16 protein-coding genes and 1 pseudogene are annotated in these 20,372 nt (G+C 71.7%); 2 read left to right on the top strand and 15 right to left on the bottom strand.

The window, feature by feature from the left end:
* Positions 1 to 2: 2 nt before the first annotated feature.
* The 15 genes and pseudogenes from nuoN to AOM04_RS04210 all read right to left on the bottom strand — a co-directional run bounded on the left by nuoN (position 3) and on the right by AOM04_RS04210 (position 16,829).
* A complete protein-coding gene (gene nuoN / locus AOM04_RS04280) occupies positions 3 to 1,583 on the bottom strand; it encodes an NADH-quinone oxidoreductase subunit NuoN (RefSeq protein ID WP_062462866.1) in 1,581 nt (526 codons plus the stop codon).
* Entirely contained in the window at positions 1,580 to 3,076 is a 1,497-nt protein-coding gene (locus tag AOM04_RS04275; RefSeq protein ID WP_062462863.1) for an NADH-quinone oxidoreductase subunit M, read from the bottom strand. The genes nuoN and AOM04_RS04275 overlap by 4 nt, the downstream gene beginning before the upstream one ends.
* Before the next feature lie 3 nt (positions 3,077 to 3,079).
* Positions 3,080 to 4,960, bottom strand: a complete 1,881-nt coding sequence (gene nuoL / locus AOM04_RS04270) for an NADH-quinone oxidoreductase subunit L (protein ID WP_062462860.1) — start codon at positions 4,958 to 4,960, stop codon at positions 3,080 to 3,082.
* Between the two features lie 2 nt (positions 4,961 to 4,962).
* Positions 4,963 to 5,262 (bottom strand): NADH-quinone oxidoreductase subunit NuoK, encoded by a 300-nt coding sequence (gene nuoK, locus AOM04_RS04265; RefSeq protein WP_062462857.1) that lies wholly within the window; start codon positions 5,260 to 5,262, stop codon positions 4,963 to 4,965.
* Positions 5,262 to 5,999: an NADH-quinone oxidoreductase subunit J gene (locus AOM04_RS04260; protein WP_062462854.1), complete on the bottom strand. Its 738-nt coding sequence runs from the start codon at positions 5,997 to 5,999 to the stop codon at positions 5,262 to 5,264. Before AOM04_RS04260 ends, nuoK begins: the two co-directional genes overlap by 1 nt.
* Positions 5,999 to 6,685 carry an NADH-quinone oxidoreductase subunit NuoI gene (gene nuoI / locus AOM04_RS04255; protein ID WP_082104435.1) on the bottom strand — a complete coding sequence of 229 codons (687 nt, stop codon included), beginning with the start codon at positions 6,683 to 6,685 and terminating at the stop codon, positions 5,999 to 6,001. The genes AOM04_RS04260 and nuoI overlap by 1 nt, the downstream gene beginning before the upstream one ends.
* Positions 6,686 to 6,753: 68 nt before the next feature.
* Entirely contained in the window at positions 6,754 to 8,094 is a 1,341-nt protein-coding gene (nuoH, locus tag AOM04_RS04250; protein ID WP_439645053.1) for an NADH-quinone oxidoreductase subunit NuoH, read from the bottom strand.
* Positions 8,094 to 10,568 carry an NADH-quinone oxidoreductase subunit G gene (locus tag AOM04_RS04245; RefSeq protein ID WP_062462848.1) on the bottom strand — a complete coding sequence of 825 codons (2,475 nt, stop codon included), beginning with the start codon at positions 10,566 to 10,568 and terminating at the stop codon, positions 8,094 to 8,096. Before AOM04_RS04245 ends, nuoH begins: the two co-directional genes overlap by 1 nt.
* A complete protein-coding gene (nuoF, locus tag AOM04_RS04240; RefSeq protein ID WP_062462845.1) occupies positions 10,565 to 11,890 on the bottom strand; it encodes an NADH-quinone oxidoreductase subunit NuoF in 1,326 nt (441 codons plus the stop codon). Before nuoF ends, AOM04_RS04245 begins: the two co-directional genes overlap by 4 nt.
* Positions 11,891 to 11,895: 5 nt before the next feature.
* Positions 11,896 to 12,540 (bottom strand): annotated as a pseudogene (nuoE, locus tag AOM04_RS04235) (NADH-quinone oxidoreductase subunit NuoE); the annotation flags it as partial.
* Positions 12,537 to 13,880 (bottom strand): NADH-quinone oxidoreductase subunit D, encoded by a 1,344-nt coding sequence (locus AOM04_RS04230; RefSeq protein WP_062462839.1) that lies wholly within the window; start codon positions 13,878 to 13,880, stop codon positions 12,537 to 12,539. The pseudogene nuoE and the gene AOM04_RS04230, both read right to left, overlap by 4 nt.
* Entirely contained in the window at positions 13,877 to 14,581 is a 705-nt protein-coding gene (locus tag AOM04_RS04225; RefSeq protein WP_082104373.1) for an NADH-quinone oxidoreductase subunit C, read from the bottom strand. The genes AOM04_RS04230 and AOM04_RS04225 overlap by 4 nt, the downstream gene beginning before the upstream one ends.
* Entirely contained in the window at positions 14,578 to 15,129 is a 552-nt protein-coding gene (locus AOM04_RS04220; RefSeq protein WP_062462836.1) for an NADH-quinone oxidoreductase subunit B, read from the bottom strand. The genes AOM04_RS04225 and AOM04_RS04220 overlap by 4 nt, the downstream gene beginning before the upstream one ends.
* Before the next feature lie 3 nt (positions 15,130 to 15,132).
* Positions 15,133 to 15,492 carry an NADH-quinone oxidoreductase subunit A gene (locus AOM04_RS04215; protein WP_156160607.1) on the bottom strand — a complete coding sequence of 120 codons (360 nt, stop codon included), beginning with the start codon at positions 15,490 to 15,492 and terminating at the stop codon, positions 15,133 to 15,135.
* Positions 15,493 to 15,533: 41 nt separating this feature from the next.
* Positions 15,534 to 16,829, bottom strand: coding sequence for a geranylgeranyl reductase family protein (locus tag AOM04_RS04210; RefSeq protein ID WP_062462832.1), 1,296 nt, complete (start codon positions 16,827 to 16,829; stop codon positions 15,534 to 15,536).
* 197 nt (positions 16,830 to 17,026) lie between these two features.
* Here AOM04_RS04210 and AOM04_RS04205 point away from each other — a divergent pair, with 197 nt between their 5' ends.
* Together AOM04_RS04205 and AOM04_RS15090 are read left to right on the top strand one after the other, a co-directional pair.
* Complete coding sequence (locus tag AOM04_RS04205) at positions 17,027 to 18,301, top strand: D-arabinono-1,4-lactone oxidase (protein ID WP_062462829.1); 1,275 nt, start codon at positions 17,027 to 17,029, stop codon at positions 18,299 to 18,301.
* Positions 18,302 to 18,362: 61 nt separating this feature from the next.
* On the top strand, positions 18,363 to 20,330 hold the full coding sequence (locus AOM04_RS15090) for an isochorismate synthase (RefSeq protein ID WP_082104372.1): 1,968 nt from the start codon (positions 18,363 to 18,365) through the stop codon (positions 20,328 to 20,330).
* The last annotated feature ends 42 nt before the right edge of the window (positions 20,331 to 20,372 follow it).

The following is a 20,372-nucleotide window of genomic DNA, read 5'->3' as shown; positions in this document are numbered from 1 at the left end:
GGTCAGCCCCCCGCGCCGAGCAGCAGCACGCCCGCGTTCTCGAACGCGGACAGCACCGGGCCGGGGACGATGCCGAGCAGCAGCACGAGCACGGCCGTCACCGCGACGACGGTGCGGGCGAGCGGGCTGTAGTCGATCTCGATCGCGTCCTCCTGGCCCTCGGGCACGTCCGTGAGGAACATCAGCACGATGAGGCGGACGTAGAAGAACGCGGCGGCGGCGGAGGCGATGACGGCGACGAGCACGAGCGGCCACGCGCCGCTCGAGATGGCCGCGGAGAACGCGACGAACTTGCCGACGAAGCCGGCCGTCAGCGGGATGCCCGCGAACGACAGGAGGAACAGCGCCATCGCGCCGGCGAGCCACGGGGAGCGCTTGCCGAGGCCGGCCCACTGGCCGAGGCGCGTCGCCTCCCCCAGCACGGTGCCCTCGTCGGAGCGCTCGCGCACCTGCGTGATGACCGCGAACGCGCCCATCGTGGCGAGGCCGTACGAGGCCAGGTAGAACGGCAGCGCGGAGAGCGCGGTGTCGGGCAGGCCGGCGAACGCGACGAGGATGAAGCCGGCGTGCGCGATCGAGGAGTAGGCGAGCATGCGCTTGAGCTCGGTCTGGACCAGCGCGACGACGGTGCCGAGCAGCATCGACGCGATCGCGACCACCCAGAACAGCCAGGACAGCTCCCAGTTGAGGCCGTACAGCGCGGCGTACATGACGCGCAGCAGCGCGGCGGTCGCGGCGGCCTTGGTCGCGGCGCCCATGAACGCGGTGACCGGGGTCGGGGCGCCCTGGTAGGCGTCGGGGGTCCACGAGTGGAACGGCACGGCGCCGATCTTGAACAGCAGGCCCACGACCACCATGACGGCGCCCGCGAGGATGAGAGCGTCGGTGCCCGTCGAGGACGAGATGCCCGCCGCGACGCCCGCGTAGGACGTCGAGCCGGTCGCGCCGTACAGGAACGCGGCACCGAACAGCAGGATCGCCGACGAGAACGCGCCGAGCAGGAAGTACTTGAGGGCGCCCTCGTGCGAGAGGAAGCGGCGGCGGCGCGCGAGCGCGACCAGCACGTACAGCGGGAGCGAGAACACCTCGAGCGCGACGAACAGGAAGATGAGGTCCGTCACCGAGGTGAAGAGCATCATGCCGCCGACCGCGACGAGCGCGAGCGGGAACACCTCGGTCACCTGGAGGCCCTTGCGACGTGCGAGGGTCTCGTCGGAGGAGCCGGGCGCGGACGCGCCGAGCGGCGTGAACGCCTCCTCGCCCGCGCGGGTGCGCGAGGCGAACAGCAGGGTGCCGAGCGTGCCGAACACGAGGATGAGGACCTGCCACGCGAGCGACTGGCGGTCGACCGTGAGCATGCCGTCGAGCACCACGGTGCCGGCGCCGTCGAGGGTCGCCCACTGGACGACCGCCGCGCCGGCCGCGCCGACAAGCGCGACGAGCGACAGCACGAGCTGCGTGCGGCGGCGCGTCTCGGGCGAGCGGACGAACGACTCGACGAGGATCGCGACGGCGGAGGCGCCGAGCACGATGAGGAGGGGCGTCAGCGGCGCCCATGCGATCTCGGGGGTCGTGAAGCTCACGCGCCTGCCTCCTGGCTCGAAACGGTGGCCACGATGTCGTGGGCCGGCTCACGGACGGCGTCGATGGCGATGCCCGGCAGGAACCCGAGCAGGAGCATCAGCGCGATGAGCGGCCACAGCACGATGCGCTCACGACGCGTGAGCTCGCGGACCTTGGCCCGCTTCCCGGTGGGAGCGGGGCCGGTGAACACCTTCTGGTACGTCAGCAGCACGTACAGCGCGGCGAGCACCACGCCGACGGCCGAGACGATCACGGCGACCTTGGCGGCCGAGAACGCGCCCACGAGGACCATGATCTCGGACACGAACGGCGACAGGCCGGGCAGCGCGAGGGCGCTCAGGCCGATGACGAGGAACGTGCCGGCGAGCACGGGCACGACGCGCTGGAGCCCGCCGTACTGCGTGACGTCGGCGGTGCCGTACCGGTGGATGAGGAAGCCGACCACGAAGAACAGCGCGCCCGTCGACAGGCCGTGGTTGAACATGTAGAACGCCGCGCCCTCGACCGAGGTCTGCGTGAACGCGAAGATGCCCAGCACCATGATGCCGAAGTGGCTCACCGAGGTGAACGCGACGAGGCGGAGCATGTCCTTCTGCCCGATGGCGAGCAGCGCGCCGTAGATCACGGAGATCACGGCGAACAGGATGATCACCGGCGCCGCCCAGTGCGCGGCCTCGGGGAACAGCGCCACGCACAGCGTGAGCATGCCGAAGGTGCCGATCTTGTCGAGCACGGCGACGAGCAGCGCGGTGGTCCCCGGGCGCGCGTTCTCGGCGACGGTGGGCAGCCACGTGTGCACCGGCACCATGGGCGCCTTGATCGCGAACGCGAGGAAGAAGGCGAGGAAGATCAGGCGCTCGGCCGTGGTCGACATGTCGAGCCCGGTGAGGTTGTCCGTGAGGAACGCCTGGTCGCCGCCGGGGCCCTGGAAGTACAGGGCGACGACGCCGACGAGCATGATGAGGCCGCCCGCGAGCGAGTACAGCAGGAACTTCACCGCGGCGTAGCGGCGCTGCGCGCCGCCGAACGAGCCGATGAGGAAGTACAGCGGGATCAGCATCGCCTCGAAGAGGACGTAGAAGAGGAAGACGTCGCGCGCGGCGAAGATGCCGATCATGAACGCCTCGCTCAGCAGGATGAGCGCGAGGTAGTGCGTGCGGCGCGAGTCGTCCTTGTCCTCCCACCAGCCCGCGAGGATCGCGAGCGGCGTGAGGAGCGCGGACAGCACGATCATCAGCAGGCCGATGCCGTTGACGCCGAGCGCCCAGCTGGTGCCGATCTGCGGGATCCACGCGTAGGTCTCGGAGAACTGGAAGGAGCCGGCCGCCGACATGTCGAACTGCGCGAACAGGACGACGGCGAGCACCAGCTCGATGGCCGTGACGGCGAGCGCGACCTCGCGCGCACGGGCACGCGCCCCGCCGGGCAGCGCCCAGAGCAGGACGGCGCCCAGCGCGGGCAGCGCGACCATGACGGTCAGGATCGGGAACATGGTTTAGAGACCCCCCTGGACCACGACGAGGATGACGATGACGAGCCCCACCACCATGGTCAGCGCGTAGGAGCGGACCTGGCCGTTCTGCGTCTTGCGCGTGACCTCGCCGGTGCGGGCGAAGGCGTGCGCGGTCGCGTCGACCGCGCCGTCCACGAGCGCTGCATCGGCGTACACGAGGGTGCGCGTGAGGTGGGTGCCGGGGCGCTCGAACACGCCCCTGTTGACGGAGTCCTGGAACATGTCGTTGCGCGCGGCGATGGTCGCCAGCGAGGCGGCCGGGGCCGTCTCGGGCACGTCCGCGGCGCCGTACTTGCGCCACGCGATCCACGCGCCGAGCGCGACGAGCAGCAGGGTGGCGACCATGATGACCGCGGCGGGCAGGACGGGCTCGCCGTGCTCGGCGTGGCCGGTGACCGGCTCGAGCCACGTGACGAAGCGGTCGCCCGTCGCGAGGATGAGGCCCAGGAAGGCGGAGCCCACGGCGAGGATGATCATCGGCACCGTCATGAGGGCCGGCGACTCGTGCGGGTGCTGCTCGTCGGTCCAGCGGGCCTTGCCGTGGAACGTCATGAAGAACAGGCGCGACATGTAGAACGCGGTGAGGCCGGCGCCGATGAGTGCGGCGCCGCCGAGGATCCACGGCTGGACGTCGTCGCCGATGAACGCGGCCTCGATGATCTTGTCCTTGGACCAGAAGCCGGAGAACGGCGGGACGCCGAGGATCGCGAGCCAGCCGAGGCCGAAGGTGACCCAGGTGGTGACCATCGCGGTGCGCAGCGCGCCGAAGCGGCGCATGTCGACCTGGTCGTTCATGCCGTGCATGACCGAGCCCGCGCCGAGGAACATGCCGGCCTTGAAGAAGCCGTGCGTGACGAGGTGGAAGATCGCGAACGCATAGCCCACGGGGCCGAGGCCCGCGGCGAGCATCATGTAGCCGATCTGCGACATCGTCGAGGCGGCGAGCGCCTTCTTGATGTCGTCCTTGGCCATGCCGATGAGCGCGCCGAGGATGAGGGTGAACGCTCCGATCGCGGCGACCGTGGTCTGCGCGGCGGGGGCGCCCTCGAAGATCGGCGCGGAGCGCACGATGAGGTAGACGCCCGCGGTGACCATCGTCGCGGCGTGGATGAGCGCGGACACCGGCGTCGGGCCGGCCATCGCGTCGCCCAGCCAGGACTGCAGCGGGAACTGCGCGGACTTGCCGCACGCCGCGACGAGCAGCATGAGGCCGATCGCGGTGAGCTGCGCGGTGGAGGCCTGCGGGACCGCGGCGAACACCGAGCCGAAGTCGAGCGCGCCGAAGTACGTGAACATCAGGCCCATCGCGAGGATGAGGCCGATGTCGCCGATGCGGTTGACCACGAAGGCCTTGTTCGCGGCGGTCGCGTACTCGGGCTTGTGGTTCCAGAAGCCGATGAGCAGGTACGACGCGAGGCCCACGCCCTCCCAGCCGACGAACAGCAGGAGGTAGGAGTCCGCGAGGACCAGCAGCAGCATCGCCGCGACGAACAGGTTGAGGTACGCGAAGAAGCGGCGGCGCGAGGCGTCGTGCTCCATGTAGGCCACGGAGTAGACGTGGATGAGCGTGCCCACGAACGTGACGAGCATGACGAACGTCATCGACAGGGGGTCCACCAGCAGTCCGGCGTCGAGGTTGAGCTCGCCGCCGGGGATCCACGTGAAGAGGTGCACCGCATGGGCGCGGTCCTCGGAGTCGAGGCCGAGCATCTGGATGAGCGCGACGAGGCCGACGACGAAGGCGGCGGACGATGCGCCGACGCCGACCCAGTGGCCCCACCTGTCGGCGCGCTTGCCCGCGAGGAGCAGGAAGGCGGCGCTGGCCAAGGGCACGGCGATGAGAAGCCAGGTGAGATCAAGCATGGTCAGCCCTTCAGCTCAGCGGGTTCGTCGAGCGAGATGGTCTGGCGCGCGCGGAACACGGCGATGATGATGCCGAGCCCGACCACGACCTCCGCCGCCGCCACGGTCAGGACGAAGAACGCCATGATCTGGCCGTCGATCTCACCGTGCATGCGGGAGAAGGCGACGAGGGCGAGGTTGGCGGCGTTGAGCATGAGCTCCACGCCCATGAACGCGATGATCGCGTTGCGGCGCAGCAGCACGGCGGCCGCGCCGATCGCGAACAGGATGCTCGCGAGGATGACGAAGTTGATGGGGTCCATCAGCGGTCGCCCTCCTTGCGCGACGGGTCCTCGAGCGCGGCGCGGAACTCCGCGCCCTCCTGAGTCTGGTGGCGGATCTCGAGCACGCGGGACACCGAGTGCTCGATGGGCTTGCCCTCGGGGTCGAGCGCGGGCACGTCGAGCGCGTTGTGACGCGCGTAGACGCCCGGCATCGGCTTGTTGACAGGGTCCGCGCCGACGCGCACGCGGTCGCGCTGGACCTCGAGCTGCGTCTTGCGGGGGCGCAGGCGCGGCGTGTGCGTGAGCACGAGCGCGCCGACGGCCGCGGTGATGAGCACGAAGCCGAGGACCTCGATGACGAGGACGTAGCGGTCGAACAGCGCGATCGCGACGGCCTCCGGGTCGCCCGAGGGCATGGTGTCCGCGGTCGGCAGCGTGACGCGGCCGATGATCGAGACGAGGAACGCACCGAGCCCGGCGGCCGCGAGCAGGCCGATCCAGCGCTGGCCCTTGATGGTCTCCTTGAGGTCCTCGCGCTGGTCGACGCCGACCAGCATGAGCACGAAGAGGAAGAGCATCATGACCGCGCCGGTGTAGACGACGATCTGCACCATGCCGAGGAACGGCGCGGAGAGCGTGACGTACGCGGCCGCGAGGCCGACCATCACGAGCACCACCGACATCGCGACGTGGACCGCCTTGCGGGCGAACAGCAGGGACAGCGCGGGGATCACCGTCAGCGCGGCGATGATCCAGAACATGACCGTGTTGACCATCAGACCGCACCGCCCTCGTGGCGCTCGCCGGCCGCGTGCTGCGGCGACGTGTAGCGGACCTGGTGGGGCGCATCGTCCGTCGCCGCGGCGTCGACGCGGTGCTCGGGCAGCGTCGGGTCCGACGGGCGGTGCTCACGCACCCACGCGATCTGCTCGTCGACCGGGCCCGTGACCTCCTGGCGGTAGTACGAGCCGTCCGTGGTGCCGGGCACCATCGGGTGCGGCGCCGCGAGCATGTTCGCGCCCATGGGGGCGAGCAGGTCCTGCTTCTCGTAGATGAGGCCCTCGCGGGTGGGGCCCGCGAGCTCGTACTCGTTGGTCATCGTGAGCGCACGCGTGGGGCACGCCTCGATGCACAGGCCGCAGAAGATGCAGCGCAGGTAGTTGATCTGGTAGACGCGGCCGTAGCGCTCGCCGGGGCTGACCTGGTGGTCGGGCGTGTTGGAGTCCGCCTCGACGTAGATCGCGTCCGCGGGGCAGGCCCACGCGCACAGCTCGCAGCCGATGCACTTCTCGAGGCCGTCGGGGTGACGGTTGAGCTGGTGGCGGCCATGGTAGCGCGGCATGGTGGGCGTCTTCACGCGCGGGTACTGCTCCGTCACCGTCGGACGGAAGAAGTTGCGCAGAGACACGCCGAACCCGGCGACGGGCGCGAGCGCCTCGCCGATCGGACCCTTCTTGGGCAGGTTGGACTCGAAGGTCTCGCGCTTGCCGTCGCGCTCGCGGTTGACCTTCCAGACCTCGTCGGACCCGCTCACTCGGAGTCCTCCTCTCGAGAACCGACATGCGCCTCGACCGTACGGCCCGAGCGCGGGGACGGGGGCAGCACCTGGTGCGGCATGGGCGGCACCGGGTAGCCGCCGGCGAACGCGTCGAGCACCTCGGGCTCGGCGTCCGCGTCGCTCTCCTCCTCGGCCTTGGCCTTCGAGTCGGAGATGAAGCTCCACACCGCGATGGTGATAAGGATGGCGATGAGCCCGGCGACCGCGTCGTAGACGTTGAGGTCGCGGCCGAAGTGGTCGAACGTCGCGCGCCCGACCGAGAAGAACACCACCCAGCCGAGGCCGACGGGGATGAGCACCTTCCAGCCGAACTTCATGAACTGGTCGTAGCGGAAGCGCAGCACCGAGCCGCGGATCCACACGAACACGAACATGAGGAGCCAGATCTTCGCGATGAGCCAGATGGGCGGGAAGATGCCGGTGTTGAGGAACTCGGCGCCCGGCCACGAGGCGGGCCACGGCGCGCGCCAGCCGCCCAGGAACAGGGTCGAGGCGACCGCGGAGACGTTGATCATGTTCATGTACTCCGCGAGGAAGAACCACGCGAACTTCATGGACGAGTACTCCGTCATGAAGCCGGCGACCAGCTCGCCCTCGGCCTCGGGGAGGTCGAAGGGCAGGCGGTTGGTCTCGCCGACCATGGAGATGATGTAGAGGATGAACGCCGGGAACAGCGGCCAGGCCCACCAGCGGTCGGCCTGCGCGTCGACGATCCCCGAGGTGCTCATCGTGCCCGACAGCAGGAACACGGTGACGAGCGAGAGGCCCATCGCGAGCTCGTAGGAGATCACCTGCGCGGTCGAGCGGATCGCGCCCATGAGCGGGTAGGTGGAGCCGGAGGCCCAGCCGCCGAGGACGATGCCGTACACGCCGACGGCGGCGCACGCGAGGATGAACAGCACGGCGACCGGGAAGTCGGTGAGCTGCAGCGGCGTCGAGAAGTCGGTGCCGTAGATGCGTGTGTCGGGGCCGAACGGGATGACCGAGAAGATCAGCAGCGCGGAGAATACCGAGATCATCGGCGCCGCGATGTAGAGGATCTTCTCCGACGCGCGGACGGTGATGTCCTCCTTGAACAGGAGCTTCATCGCGTCGGCGACCGACTGCAGGAGGCCGAGCGGGCCGCGGACGTTCGGGCCCGGGCGCTCCTGGAGGCGGCCGATCACGCGGCGCTCGAACCACACCGCGAACAGCACGGACGTGAGCAGGAACGCGACGATGAGGACCGCCTTGACGATCACCACCCAGATGGTGTCCTGCGCCAGCGCCTCGGCGGCGGTGACGTCGGACGCGGAGGCCAGGAGACCGGCCATCATGCCGCTCCCTTCACGGTGACGACGGCACCCGCGCCGGCGCGCAGGTCGCGCGCCACCCAGGAGCCGGGGGACTTGAGCGGCACCCACACGGCGCCGTCGACCATGTCGGTCACGACGACCGGCAGCTCGATGGCGCCGGCCTCGGTGGACACGGTCACGCTCGCGGCGTCGCCGAGCGCGTCGGCGGTGGCCTGCGACATGCGGGCGACGGCGGCGCGGCCGGTGCCGGCGAGGTAGGGCTCGCCGTCCTGCAGCGCGCCCTCGTCGACCAGCTGGTGCCACGAGGCGAGCAGCGCGGTGCCCTTCTTGGCGCGCGGGCTGCGCGCGGGGGCCTTGACCTTGGGGGCCGCGGGACGCTCACCGGCGTCGGCGGCGCCCAGGGCCGCGAGCTCGGCGTTGACGGCCTCGACCGTCGCGGTGCCGAGCTCGACGCCCCACTCGCGGGCAAGCAGGTCGAGCACGCGGTGGTCGGACATCGCGTCGGTGTGGATCGCGGTGGCGAACGAGCGCAGGCGACCCTCCCAGTTGACGAACGTGCCGGACTTCTCCGACGGCGGCGCGACGGGCAGGACCACGTCGGCGGCCTCGGCGATCTCGCTGCGGCGCACCTCGAGCGACACGACGAAGCCGGTGGCCTCGAGCGCGGCGGCGACGTCGCCGGTGAGGTCGGAGGCGCTCACGCCGCCGACCACGAGCGCGCCGATGGCGCCCTCGGCGGCCGCCGCGACGATGCCCGCGGTGTCGCGGCCCTTCGCGGTCGGCAGGGACTCGACGCCCCACGCCTGGGCGACCGCCTCGCGCGCACCCTTGAGGGTCGCGGCGCGGCCGCCGGGGAGGAGGCCGGGCAGGGTGCCCGCCTCGACGGCGCCGCGCTCGCCCGCACGGCGCGGGATCCACGCCAGGCGCGCGCCGGTGGACGATGCGAGGTCCAGGGCCGCGGTGAACGAGCCGGGGGCCTCGGCCGCACGCTCGCCGAGCACGACGACCGCGCCGGGCTGCGACAGCGCCTCGCGGACGTCCTCGGGCAGGTCCGCCAGGGCGGCGGCCTCGCGGCCGGGCAGCGCGGGCACGAGGCTCGCGTCGAGCTTCTGCGCGCCGCGCGTGAGGTACGGCGCGATGGCGACGACGCGCTGGCGGCCGAGAGACTTGCGCAGGCGCAGGAAAACCACGCCGCCCTCGTCCTCGGCCTCGAAGCCGACGAGCACGACCACGGGCGCCTTCTCGAGCTCGCCGAACGTCACGCCGAGCCCGGTGCCGGCGACCTGCGAGCCAAGGAACGCCTGCTCCTCGTCCGAGGCGGCGCGGGCGCGCGCGTCGACGTCGTTGGTGCCGAGCACCACGCGGGCGAGCTTCTGGTACGCGTAGGCGTCCTCGAGCGTGACGCGACCGCCGACGAGGACCGCCGCCGACGCATCGTCCCCGGTGTGGGCCTTGATGCCGGCCGCCGCGGCGGCGAGCGCCTCGGGCCACGACGTCTCGACGAGCTCGCCGTCCTTGCGGACGAGCGGGCGGGTGAGGCGGTCGGACAGGTTCTGCCACGCGAACGCGAAGCGGTCCTTGTCGGTGATCCAGTCCTCGTTGACGACCGGGTCGTTGTCCGCGAGGCGGCGCAGGATGGTGCCGCGGCGGTGGTCGATGCGGATGGCCGCGCCGGACGAGTCGTGCTCGGAGATGCTCGCGGAGGACACGAGGTCGAACGGGCGCGAGCGGAAGCGGTACGCGGCGGAGGTCAGGGCGCCCACGGGGCAGATCTGGACCGTGTTGCCGGAGTAGTAGGAGGAGAACGCCTTGCCCGACTCGTCGACGGCGGCGGCGCCCACGGGGCGGTAGCCGTCGAAGTCGAGCACGTCCTCGTCGAACGTGCCGATCTGCTGCTGCGCGCCCCTATTCTGCAGATCGATGAAGGCGTCCCCGGCAATCTCCTTGGAGAAGCGGGTGCAGCGCTGGCACAGGACGCAGCGCTCACGGTCGAGCAGGATCTCGGAGCTGAGCGCGAGGGGCTTCTCGAAGACGCGCTTGACGTCGACGAAGCGGCTCTCGGGGCGACCGTGGCTCATCGCCTGGTTCTGCAGGGGGCACTCGCCGCCCTTGTCGCAGACGGGGCAGTCGAGCGGGTGGTTGATGAGCAGCAGCTCCATCACGCCCTTCTGGGCGCGGTCGGCCTCCTCGGAGGTGTGCTGCGTGTTCACCACCATCCCGGGCGACACCGTCATGGTGCACGAGGCCTGCGGCTTCGGGAACGCGCGCAGGTTGCCGTCGGGGCCGGGGCTCGCGACGTCGACGAGGCACTGGCGGCACGCGCCGGCGGGCTTGAGCGCCGGGTGGTCGCAGAAGCGCGGGATCTCGATGCCGACCTGCTCGGCGGCCCGGATGATGAGCGTGCCCTTGGGCACGGTGACCTCGGTGCCGTCGATCGTCAGGGTGACGGTCTCGACGGCCGCCGCTGCCGGCTTGTCCGCGGTCGCGGTCATGCGTGCGCCTCCTCGGTGGCGGGCGTGTCGGAGTACTCGAAGAGCGCCGAGGCGGCGTGGTCGAACGGGCAGCCGCCCTGCTCGACGTGGGCCTCGTACTCCTCGCGGAAGAGCTTGACGGAGCTGATGATCGACGACGTGGCGCCGTCGCCGAGCGCGCAGAACGAGCGGCCGGCGATGGAGTCGCACGTGTCGAGCAGCTGCTGGATGTCGGCCTGCGTGCCGCGGCCGCCCTCGATGCGCTTGAGGATCTGGGTGAGCCAGTACGTGCCCTCGCGGCAGGGGGTGCACTTGCCGCAGGACTCGTGCTTGTAGAACTCGGTCCAGCGGGTCACCGCGCGGACCACGCACGTGGTCTCGTCGAAGATCTGCAGCGCGCGCGTGCCGAGCATCGAGCCGGCCGCGCCCACGGCCTCGTAGTCGAGCGGCGTGTCGAGCTGGTCCTCGGTGAACATCGGGGTCGAGGAGCCGCCGGGGGTCCAGAACTTCAGCTCGTGGCCCTCGCGGATGCCGCCCGCGAGCTGGAGGAGCTCGCGCAGCGTGATGCCGAGGGGGGCCTCGTACTGACCGGGACGCTGGACGTGGCCGGACAGCGAGAAGATGCCCATGCCCTTCGAGCGCTCGGTGCCCATCGCGGTGAACCAGTCGACCCCGTTGCCGATGATCGACGGCACGGAGGCCACCGACTCGACGTTGTTGACGACGGTGGGACGCGCGTAGAGGCCCGCGACGGCGGGGAACGGCGGCTTGAGGCGGGGCTGGCCGCGGCGGCCCTCGAGCGAGTCGAGGAGCGCGGTCTCCTCGCCGCAGATGTAGGCGCCGGCGCCGGCGTGGACGGTGACGTCCAGGTCGAAGCCCGAGCCGTGGATGTCCTTGCCCAGGTGGCCGGCCTCGTACGCCTCGCGCACGGCCTGCTGGACGCGGCGGTGGACGTGGGCCACCTCGCCGCGGATGTAGATGAAGGCGTGGTTGCAGCCGATCGCGAAGGACGTGATCGCGACGCCCTCGACGAGCGCGTGCGGCGCCGCCAGCATCGTGGGGATGTCCTTGCACGTGCCGGGCTCGGACTCGTCGGCGTTGACCACGAGGTAGCGCGGGCCGCCGTCGTCCGGGGGCAGGAAGCCCCACTTCATGCCGGTGGGGAAGCCGGCGCCGCCGCGGCCGCGCAGGCCCGAGTCCTTGACGGACTGGATGATGTCGGTGGGCGCCATGCCGAGCGCCTTCTTCAGCGGCGCGTAGCCGCCGGCCTTCGTGTAGGTGTCGAGGCTCCACGACTGCTCGGAGCCCCACGTGGCCGTGAGGACGGGGACGAGCTCGGTCACTTGGATGCCTCCCAGCCCTGGCCCTTGGCGGCCTCGAGGCCCGCGAGGGTCGCCTCTCCGGCGCCCTGGTCCTCGTTCGCACGGCCGTCGTCGAAGCCGGCGAGGACGCGCGAGACCTGCTTGAACGAGCACACCGTGGCGGGGCCGCGCGTCGGGGCCACGTCCTTGCCCGCGCGCAGGTCGTCGACGACCTGCTTCGCGGACTCGGGGGTCTGGTTGTCGAAGAACTCCCAGTTGACCATCATCACGGGCGCGTAGTCGCACGCCGCGTTGCACTCGAGGCGCTCGAGGGTGATCTTCCCGTCCTCGGTGGTCTCGTCGTGGCCGACGCCGACGTGGTCGGACAGCTCGTCCCAGATGCGGTCGCCGCCCATGACGGCGCACAGCGTGTTGGTGCACACGCCCACCTGGTACTCGCCGTTGGGGCGGCGCTTGTACTGCGTGTAGAACGTCGCGACCGCGGACACCTCGGCGGCCGTCAGCTCGAGCCGGTCGGCGCAGAACTGGATGCCGTCGGGGCTGACGAAGCCGTCGACCGACTGCACCAGGTGCAGCATCGGCAGCAGCGCGGAGCGCTTGACCGGGTAGCGCGCGATGATCGCGGCGGCGTCCTCGGTCAGCTGCGCGAGCGTGGTCTCGTCGTAGGTCATCGGTCGACGCCTCCCAGCACCATGTCGATCGTGGCGATGGCCACCACGACGTCGGCGACCTGACCGCCCTCGGTGAGGATGGACAGCGCCTGCAGGTTGTTGAATCCGGGGTCGCGGAAGTGCGCGCGCCACGGCTTGGTACCGCCGTCCGACACGAGGTGGACGCCGAGCAGGCCCTTCGGGCCCTCCGTGGCGGCGTAGACCTGGCCCGCGGGGACCTTGAAGCCCTCGGTCACCAGCTTGAAGTGGTGGATGAGCGACTCCATCGACTCGCCCATGATGTGGCGGATGTGGTCGAGCGAGTTGCCCTGGCCGTCGGAGCCGACGGACAGCTGGGCCGGCCACGCGATCTTCTTGTCCGCGACCATGACGGGCTGGCCCTCGGTCGCCTCGAGGCGGTCGCAGCACTGCGCGACGATCTTGAGGGACTCGTAGCACTCCTCCATGCGGAGGACCACGCGGGAGTACGCGTCGCCGTCCGTCGAGGTGGGCACCTGGAAGTCGTAGGTCTCGTAGCCGAAGTACGGCTCGGCCTTGCGCACGTCGTACGGCAGGCCGGCCGAGCGGAGGATCGGGCCCGTGATGCCGAGCGCCATGCAGCCCGCGAGGTCGAGGTTCGCGACGCCCTTGAGGCGGCCCTTGAAGATCGGGTTCTCGAGCTGGAGGTCCGCGAGCTCGTCGAGCTTCTGCTTGATCTGCGGGATCAGCTCGCGGATGTACGCGACCGTGCCCTCGGGCGCGTCCTGCGCGACGCCGCCGGGGCGGATGTACGCGTTGTTGGTGCGCAGGCCCGAGATCATCTCCGCGATGCGGAACGTGTCCTCGCGCGCGATGAACGCCGTCGTCATGACGGTGGTCGCGCCCATCTCGTTGCCGCCCGTGCCGACCGCGACGAGGTGCGAGCCGATGCGCGTCAGCTCGAGCATGAGCACGCGCAGGATGTTCGCGCGCTCCGGGACGTCGTCCGTGATGCCGAGCAGCTTCTCGATGCCCATGCAGTACACGGCCTCCTGGGCCATGGACGCGACGTAGTCCATGCGCGAGCAGAACGTCACCCCCTGGGTCCAGGTGCGGTACTCCATGTTCTTCTCGATGCCCGTGTGGAGGTAGCCGATGCCGGCGCGGGCCTCCTTGACGATCTCGCCCTCGAGCTCGAGCATCACGCGGAGCACACCGTGCGTCGACGGGTGCTGCGGGCCCATGTTGACGACGATGCGCTGCTGGGCGAGGCGCTCGGCCTCCTCCGCGATCTCGCTCCAGTCGCCGCCGTAGGCGCTGTACTCGGGTGCGTCCGGGTCGTCGACGAAGGCGCCGGTGGCCTGGGGTGCAGTCTGGGTCATCGGTACTGCCTCCGGTTGTCGGGCGAGGGGATCTCCGCGCCCTTGTACTCCACGGGGATGCCGCCCAGCGGGTAGTCCTTGCGCTGGGGGTGACCCACCCAGTCGTCCGGCATCTCGATGCGGGCGAGCGAGGGGTGGCCGTCGAACACGATGCCGAAGAAGTCCCAGGTCTCGCGCTCGTGCCAGTTGTTCATCGGGTAGATCCCGGTGAGCGACGGGACGTGCGGGTCCGCGTCGGTGACCGCGACCTCGAGGCGGAGGCGGCGGTTGTGGGTGATCGACTGCATCGGGTACACGGCGTGGAGCGGGCGCTCGTCAGCCGGGTAGTGCACGCCGGACACGCCGAGGCACATCTCGAAGCGGAGGTCCTGGTCGTCGCGCAGGTGACGCGCGACCGCGAGCAGGTGCTCGCGCGCGATGTGCAGCGTGAGCTCGCCGCGGTCGACCACGACGTGCTCGATGGCGGCCGCCGCATCGTCCCCGAGCAGCTCCTCGAGGACGTCGACGACGCCGTCGAACCATTCGCCGTACGGGCGCTCGGACGCGCCGGGCATCATCACCGGCGTGACGAGCCCGTCGAAGCCCGAGGTGTCGCCGAGGGCGCCGAACGAGCCCTGGCGGACGTTGATGAGCGTGATCTGCTCGCGGTCGCCCGGCTGAGGGGTGTCCTCGGCGCCGGTCAGGTCCTGGGACTCGCTCAACGCAGCAGGCCCTTCATCTCGGAGGTCGGGGTGGCGGCGAGCGCGGCGGCCTCGGCGGCGGCGGCGATCTCGCGACGGTTGCGGCCCATGGGCGTCTCGCGCGCCTGCTTCTGCAGCTCGAGGAGCGCGTTGAGCAGCATCTCGGGGCGCGGCGGGCAGCCGGGCAGGTAGATGTCCACGGGGACCACGTGGTCGACTCCCTGGACGATCGCGTAGTTGTTGAACATGCCGCCCGACGAGGCGCACACGCCCATCGACAGCACCCACTTCGGCTCGGCCATCTGGTCGTAGACCTGGCGGACGATCGGCGCCATCTTGTTGGACACGCGGCCCGCGACGATCATGATGTCGGCCTGGCGCGGCGAGCCGCGGAAGACCTCGGAGCCGTGGCGCGCGATGTCGAATCGCGGGGCGCCGGTCGCCATCATCTCGATCGCGCAGCACGCGAGGCCGAAGGTGGCGGGCCACATCGAGCCCGCGCGCATGTAGCCGACGAAGTCCTCGACCATGCCCAGCATGAACGGAGGAGCGCTCTCTTCAATACCCATGTGTCAGTCCCACTCGAATCCGCCGCGGCGCCACTCGTACACGAACGGGATCGTGATGAGGGCGAGGAAGGTCATGATGGCGATCAGCCCGAACCAGCCGAGCGCCGCGTGCGCGATCGCCCAGGGGTAGAGGAACACGACCTCGATGTCGAAGACGATGAACGTCATCGCGACGAGGTAGTACTTGATCGGGATGCGGCCGCCGCCCGCGGCGCCAGGGGTCGGCTCGAGGCCGGACTCGTACCTGTCGAGCTTCGCGGCGTTCGCCCTCTTGGGGCCGAGGATGGAGCTCACGAACAGGCCTGCGCCTGCGAGCAGACCGGCGATCACCATCATGACGATGATCGGCACGTACGGATTCACGGCGAATTTCCTTCCGTCTTCCTCGAGGACCCAGATGCCCGTCAGGCCGCCGGCGCGACCCGCGTCAAGGCGGACATGAGCCTGTCGGCCCAGTTGCCGCCGCGCGGCTCGTAGACATCTGCCAGCAGTCTAGACGTGAATTCCATGACCAAAGGACTAGGAAGCCCGTACTTCGTGCACACCTTCATGACGGCCGGGTGCTCGACCAGCGAGGCGAAGACGCGGCCCAGCGAGTAGTACCCGCCGAGGTCGTCCTTCATCATCCGCGCGTAGCCCGCGAGCGCGCCCTCGGTGTCGCGCGCGCCGACCGCGTCGCGCGAGGCCACGGCGGCCTCGGTGGCGCGTCGCGCGGCCTGCATCGCGTAGGCGATGCCCTCGCCGTTGAACGGGTTGACCATGCCGCCGGAGTCGCCGACGAGCATCATGCCCGGCACGTAGTGGGGCTGGCGGTTGAAGGCCATGGGGATGGCGGCGCCCTTGATGTCGCCGACCTGCTCGCCGAACTCCCAGTCCTCGGCGGAGTGGTCCAGCCAGTCGCGCATGAGCGCGCGGTGGTCGAGCTTGGACGGGGTGCCCTTGGCGCTGAGCGTGCCGAGGCCCACGTTGGCGGTGCCGTCGCCCAGCGGGAAGATCCAGCCGTAGCCGGGCAGGAGGTTGCTGCTCCCGCGCTCGCCGTCCCAGATCTCGAGGTGGCCCTCCATCCACTCCTCCGCGTGGCGGGGGGTCTCGATGTAGGTGCGGACCGCGACGCCCATGGGGCGGTTGACCTTGCGCTCCATGCCCAGCCCGAGCGCGATGCGGGCGCTCACGCCGTCGGCGGCGATGACCAGCGGCGCGCGGTACTCGACGGGCTCGCCGACCTTGCGGCCGCGCTCGTCGGTCTCGCGGGCGACCACGCCGACGATGCGCCCGCCGCCGGCGTACCCGGCCTGGCGCTCGTCGCGGATGACGGACTCGACGTGCCAGCCCTCGCGCACGTCGGCGCCACCGGCGCGCGCGTGGTCGGCGAGGCGCCTGTCGAACTCCGAGCGCGGCAGCGACAGGCCGTAGCTGGGGAACGACTCGAGGTCGTGCCACGGGAACTCGAGGCGGTGCCCGCCGCCGACCATGCGCAGGCCGTGGTTGGGGATCCACCCCTCCTCGCGCGGCGTGGGCAGGCCGATGAGGTCGATCTCGCGCACGGCGCGTGGCGTGAGGCCGTCGCCGCACACCTTCTCGCGCGGGAACCGCGTCTTCTCCAACGCGATGACGTCGAACCCCTCGACCGCGAGGTAGCGGGCTGCGGCGGCCCCTCCGGGACCCGCCCCGATCACGATGACATCGGCCTCTGTACGCACCCGACAAGGGTAAAGGCGCGTGCGGGATGCTCGGTCCTGCCGCGCATCGTCCCCTCCGCCCCGGCCTTCTTCCACACACGATCCGCACCTGAGCACGCCCCTCTCGAGGCTCGCCGCGTGTGAGCGCGGTCGGGGTGCCACGGGACGATGCGCCGCGCCGCCTCCGCACCGTCGCACCAGGTTGTTACGGTGGCCGTATGAGCGACGCGGGCGTCACCTGGGCCGGAACCCACCGCTTCATCGCGGGGCGGCTGATCACGCCGCGCGACGCGGACGAGGTGGCGCTGGCGGTGCGGGAGGCGCCGGGCCGGGTCAAGGCGTTGGGCACGCGCCACTCGTTCAACGCGATCGCGGACACCGACGGCACGCTCGTCGACACCACGGCCCTCGCGGGCGAGCCGCACATCGACCTGTCCGACCCCGCGCACCCCACCGTGACCGCGCCCGCGGGCATGCGCTACGGCGTGCTCGGCGCGTGGCTGCAGCACCGCGGCTGGGCGCTGCACAACACGGGCTCCCTCCCCCACATCTCGGTGGCGGGAGCGACGGCGACCGGCACCCATGGCTCGGGCGCACGCAACGGCTGCCAGTCGACCGCGCTGCGCAAGCTCGACTTCGTCGACGGCGACGGGGAGCCGCGCACCGCCCGCATCGGCGAGCCGCAGTTCCCCGCGCTCGCGGTCGGCCTGGGCGCCTTCGGCATCATCACCCGCGTCACGCTCGGCGTGCAGCCCACCTACGACGTGCGACAGGACGTCTACACGGGGATGCCGTGGGAGGTGCTCCTGTCCGACACCCCGGCGATCCTCGCGGACGCGTACTCCGTGTCGATCTTCACCACGTGGGACGAGCCGACGGTGCAGCAGATCTGGCGCAAGAGCGGCATCGGGCTCGACGGCACGCCGCCAGAGGAGTGGCACGGCGCGCGGCGCAGCCCCGAGTCCGACGCGCGGCTGGTCGACGGCGACCCCGACGCGCTCACCCCGCAGGGCGGCGCGCCCGGGCCGTGGATCGACCGCCTGCCGCACTTCCGGCTCACGCACACGCCGTCGAACGGCGAGGAGATCCAGACCGAGTACTTCGTGCCGATGGAGGCCGCGGGCGAGGCGCTCGCCTCGGTCCGCGCGCTCGCGCCGCAGATCCGCGAGCACCTGCTCGTGTCCGAGCTGCGCGCCGTCGCCGCCGACCGGCTGTGGCTGTCCGGCGCATACGGCCGCGACACCCTCGCGATCCACTTCACGTGGGCACGCCGGCCCGACGCCGTGCGCGCGCTGCTGCCGCGTGTCGAGGAGGCGCTCGCGCCCTTCGACGCGCGACCCCACTGGGGCAAGTGGCACGCGTTCGACGCGGCCGCGATCGCCCGCGTGCACCCCCGCGTCGCGGACGCGCGCGCCGTGTTCGAGGAGCTCGACCCCGCGGGCCGGTTCGTCAACGACCACCTCGTGGCGCTCGGGGTGCGCGCCGCCCGCTGAGCCGCCCTCGCGCCCCCGGCCCGCGCATCGTCCCCCGGCACCGCGGCCCTAATGTGAGAACGTGACCGTCCACTCCGCCACCCCGGGACCCCTGCGCGTCCGCACCGTCGAGATCGAGGACCCGGGCGACCTGATCGCCGCCCTTCCCGAAGCCGGGATCTCGTGGGTGAGGCGCGGCGAGGGCATGGTCGCGTGGGGCGAGGCGGCGCGCATCGACACCGCGGGCGAGGAGCGCATCGACGCCGCCCAGCACTGGTGGCGGCTGCTGTGCCGCACCGCCGAGGTGCGCGACGACGTGCGGGTGCGCGGCACCGGCCTCGTGGCGTTCGGCTCGTTCGCGTTCGCGGACTCGTCGCGCGCGGGCGGCGCGCTGGTGGTGCCGCGGTTCGTGCTGGGCCGGCGCGACGGCCGCGCGTGGTTCACGCAGGTCACGCGCGAGGACGAGGGCGCGGTCACCCTCGAGGAGGCGCTCGCCGCGGCGACGGCGCCCGTCGACCCGGGCGCGGTGACGCTCGACGCCGGCGACGAGGCCGCCTGGACCGCCGCCGTCGAGGCCGCCGTCGCGCGGATCCGCGGCGGCGAGCTGGAGAAGGTGGTGCTCGCGCGCGCGGTCGCGGCCCGCACCGAGCGGCCCGTGGACGTGCGCGTGCTGCTGCGCCGCCTGGCCGACGACTACCCCATGTGCTGGGCGTTCCACGTCGACGGCCTCGTGGGCGCGACGCCCGAGCTGCTCGCGCGCGTCGACCACGGCCTCGTGACGTCCCGCGTGCTCGCCGGCACCATCCGCATGACGGGCGACGACATGCGCGACCTCGCGCGCGCCGGCGCCCTCGCGCGCTCGTCGAAGGACCGTGAGGAGCACGAGTACGCCGTGCGCTCGGTGACCCAGGCGCTGGCCGGGCACTGCGGGTCCGTCAACGTGCCCGACGAGCCGTTCGTGCTGCACCTGCCCAACGTCATGCACCTCGCGACCGACGTCACGGGCGTGCTGTCCCACAACGTCGCGGCGCTCGAGCTCGTGCGCGAGCTGCACCCCAGCGCCGCGGTGTGCGGCACCCCGACGGTGGGCGCCGCGCGCGTCATCGACGAGCTCGAGGGGCTGGACCGCGCGCGCTACGCCGGGCCGGTCGGCTGGATCGACGCGGGCGGCGACGGCGAGTGGTGCATCGGCCTGCGCTCCGCGGAGGTGTCGCGGGACGATGCGCGCGACCTGCGCCTGTTCGCCGGTTGCGGCATCGTCGCGGCGTCGGAGGCGGCCTCGGAGTGGGCGGAGTCGGAGGCGAAGCTCGAGCCGATGCGCCGTGCCATCGGTGCCGCGCTGCCGGCCGTCACCGCGGCGGTCCCCGTGGTCGCGGGGCACGCGCACGGCCCGGCCGGCGGCGCCGACCTGCCCGCGGACGGCTGGGACGCGACCGCGTGGGAGGAGCGCTACTCGTCGCAGGAGGCCGTCTGGTCCGGCGCCGCGAACGCGCAGCTCGTGGAGGAGGCGGCGCGCCTGACCCCCGGGCGGGCGCTCGAGGTCGGGTGCGGCGAGGGCGCCGACGCGGTGCACCTCGCGTCGCTGGGCTGGCAGGTCACCGCGATCGACGTGTCCGCGACCGCCGTGTCGCGCGGCGTCGAGCGCGCGTCGCGCGCGGGCGAGGACGTGGCCGCCCGGCTCGACTGGCGCGTGGACGACGCGATGCGCGCGGACCTGCCCGACGCCACGTTCGACCTGGTCACCACCCACTTCGCGCATCCCGAGGCGGGCATCGCGGTGCTCGTGGGGCGGCTCGCGCGGCTGGTCGCGCCCGGCGGCACGCTGCTCGTCGTGGGCCATGACCCCCGCGACCCGCACGTGCTCGAGCACCCGCGGCTCGCGCATCTGGCGTTCCGCGCCGAGGAGGCCGCGGCCGGTCTGGGCGACGGGTGGGAGGTCGAGGTCGCCGAGCTGCGCGAGCGCGACGTCGTGGGCCACGACGGCGAGCCGGCCCTGCGCCGCGACGCGGTCCTGAGGGCGCGGCGACTCCCAATGACAAATGTGACCTGAGGTGACGGTGGGGCCGCGTCATCCCTCACGCCTGGTCACACC

The sequence above is a fragment of the Demequina soli genome (assembly GCF_000971195.1).
GTDB lineage: Bacteria > Actinomycetota > Actinomycetes > Actinomycetales > Demequinaceae > Demequina > Demequina soli.
This window is presented reverse-complemented; position numbering and strand designations above follow the sequence as displayed.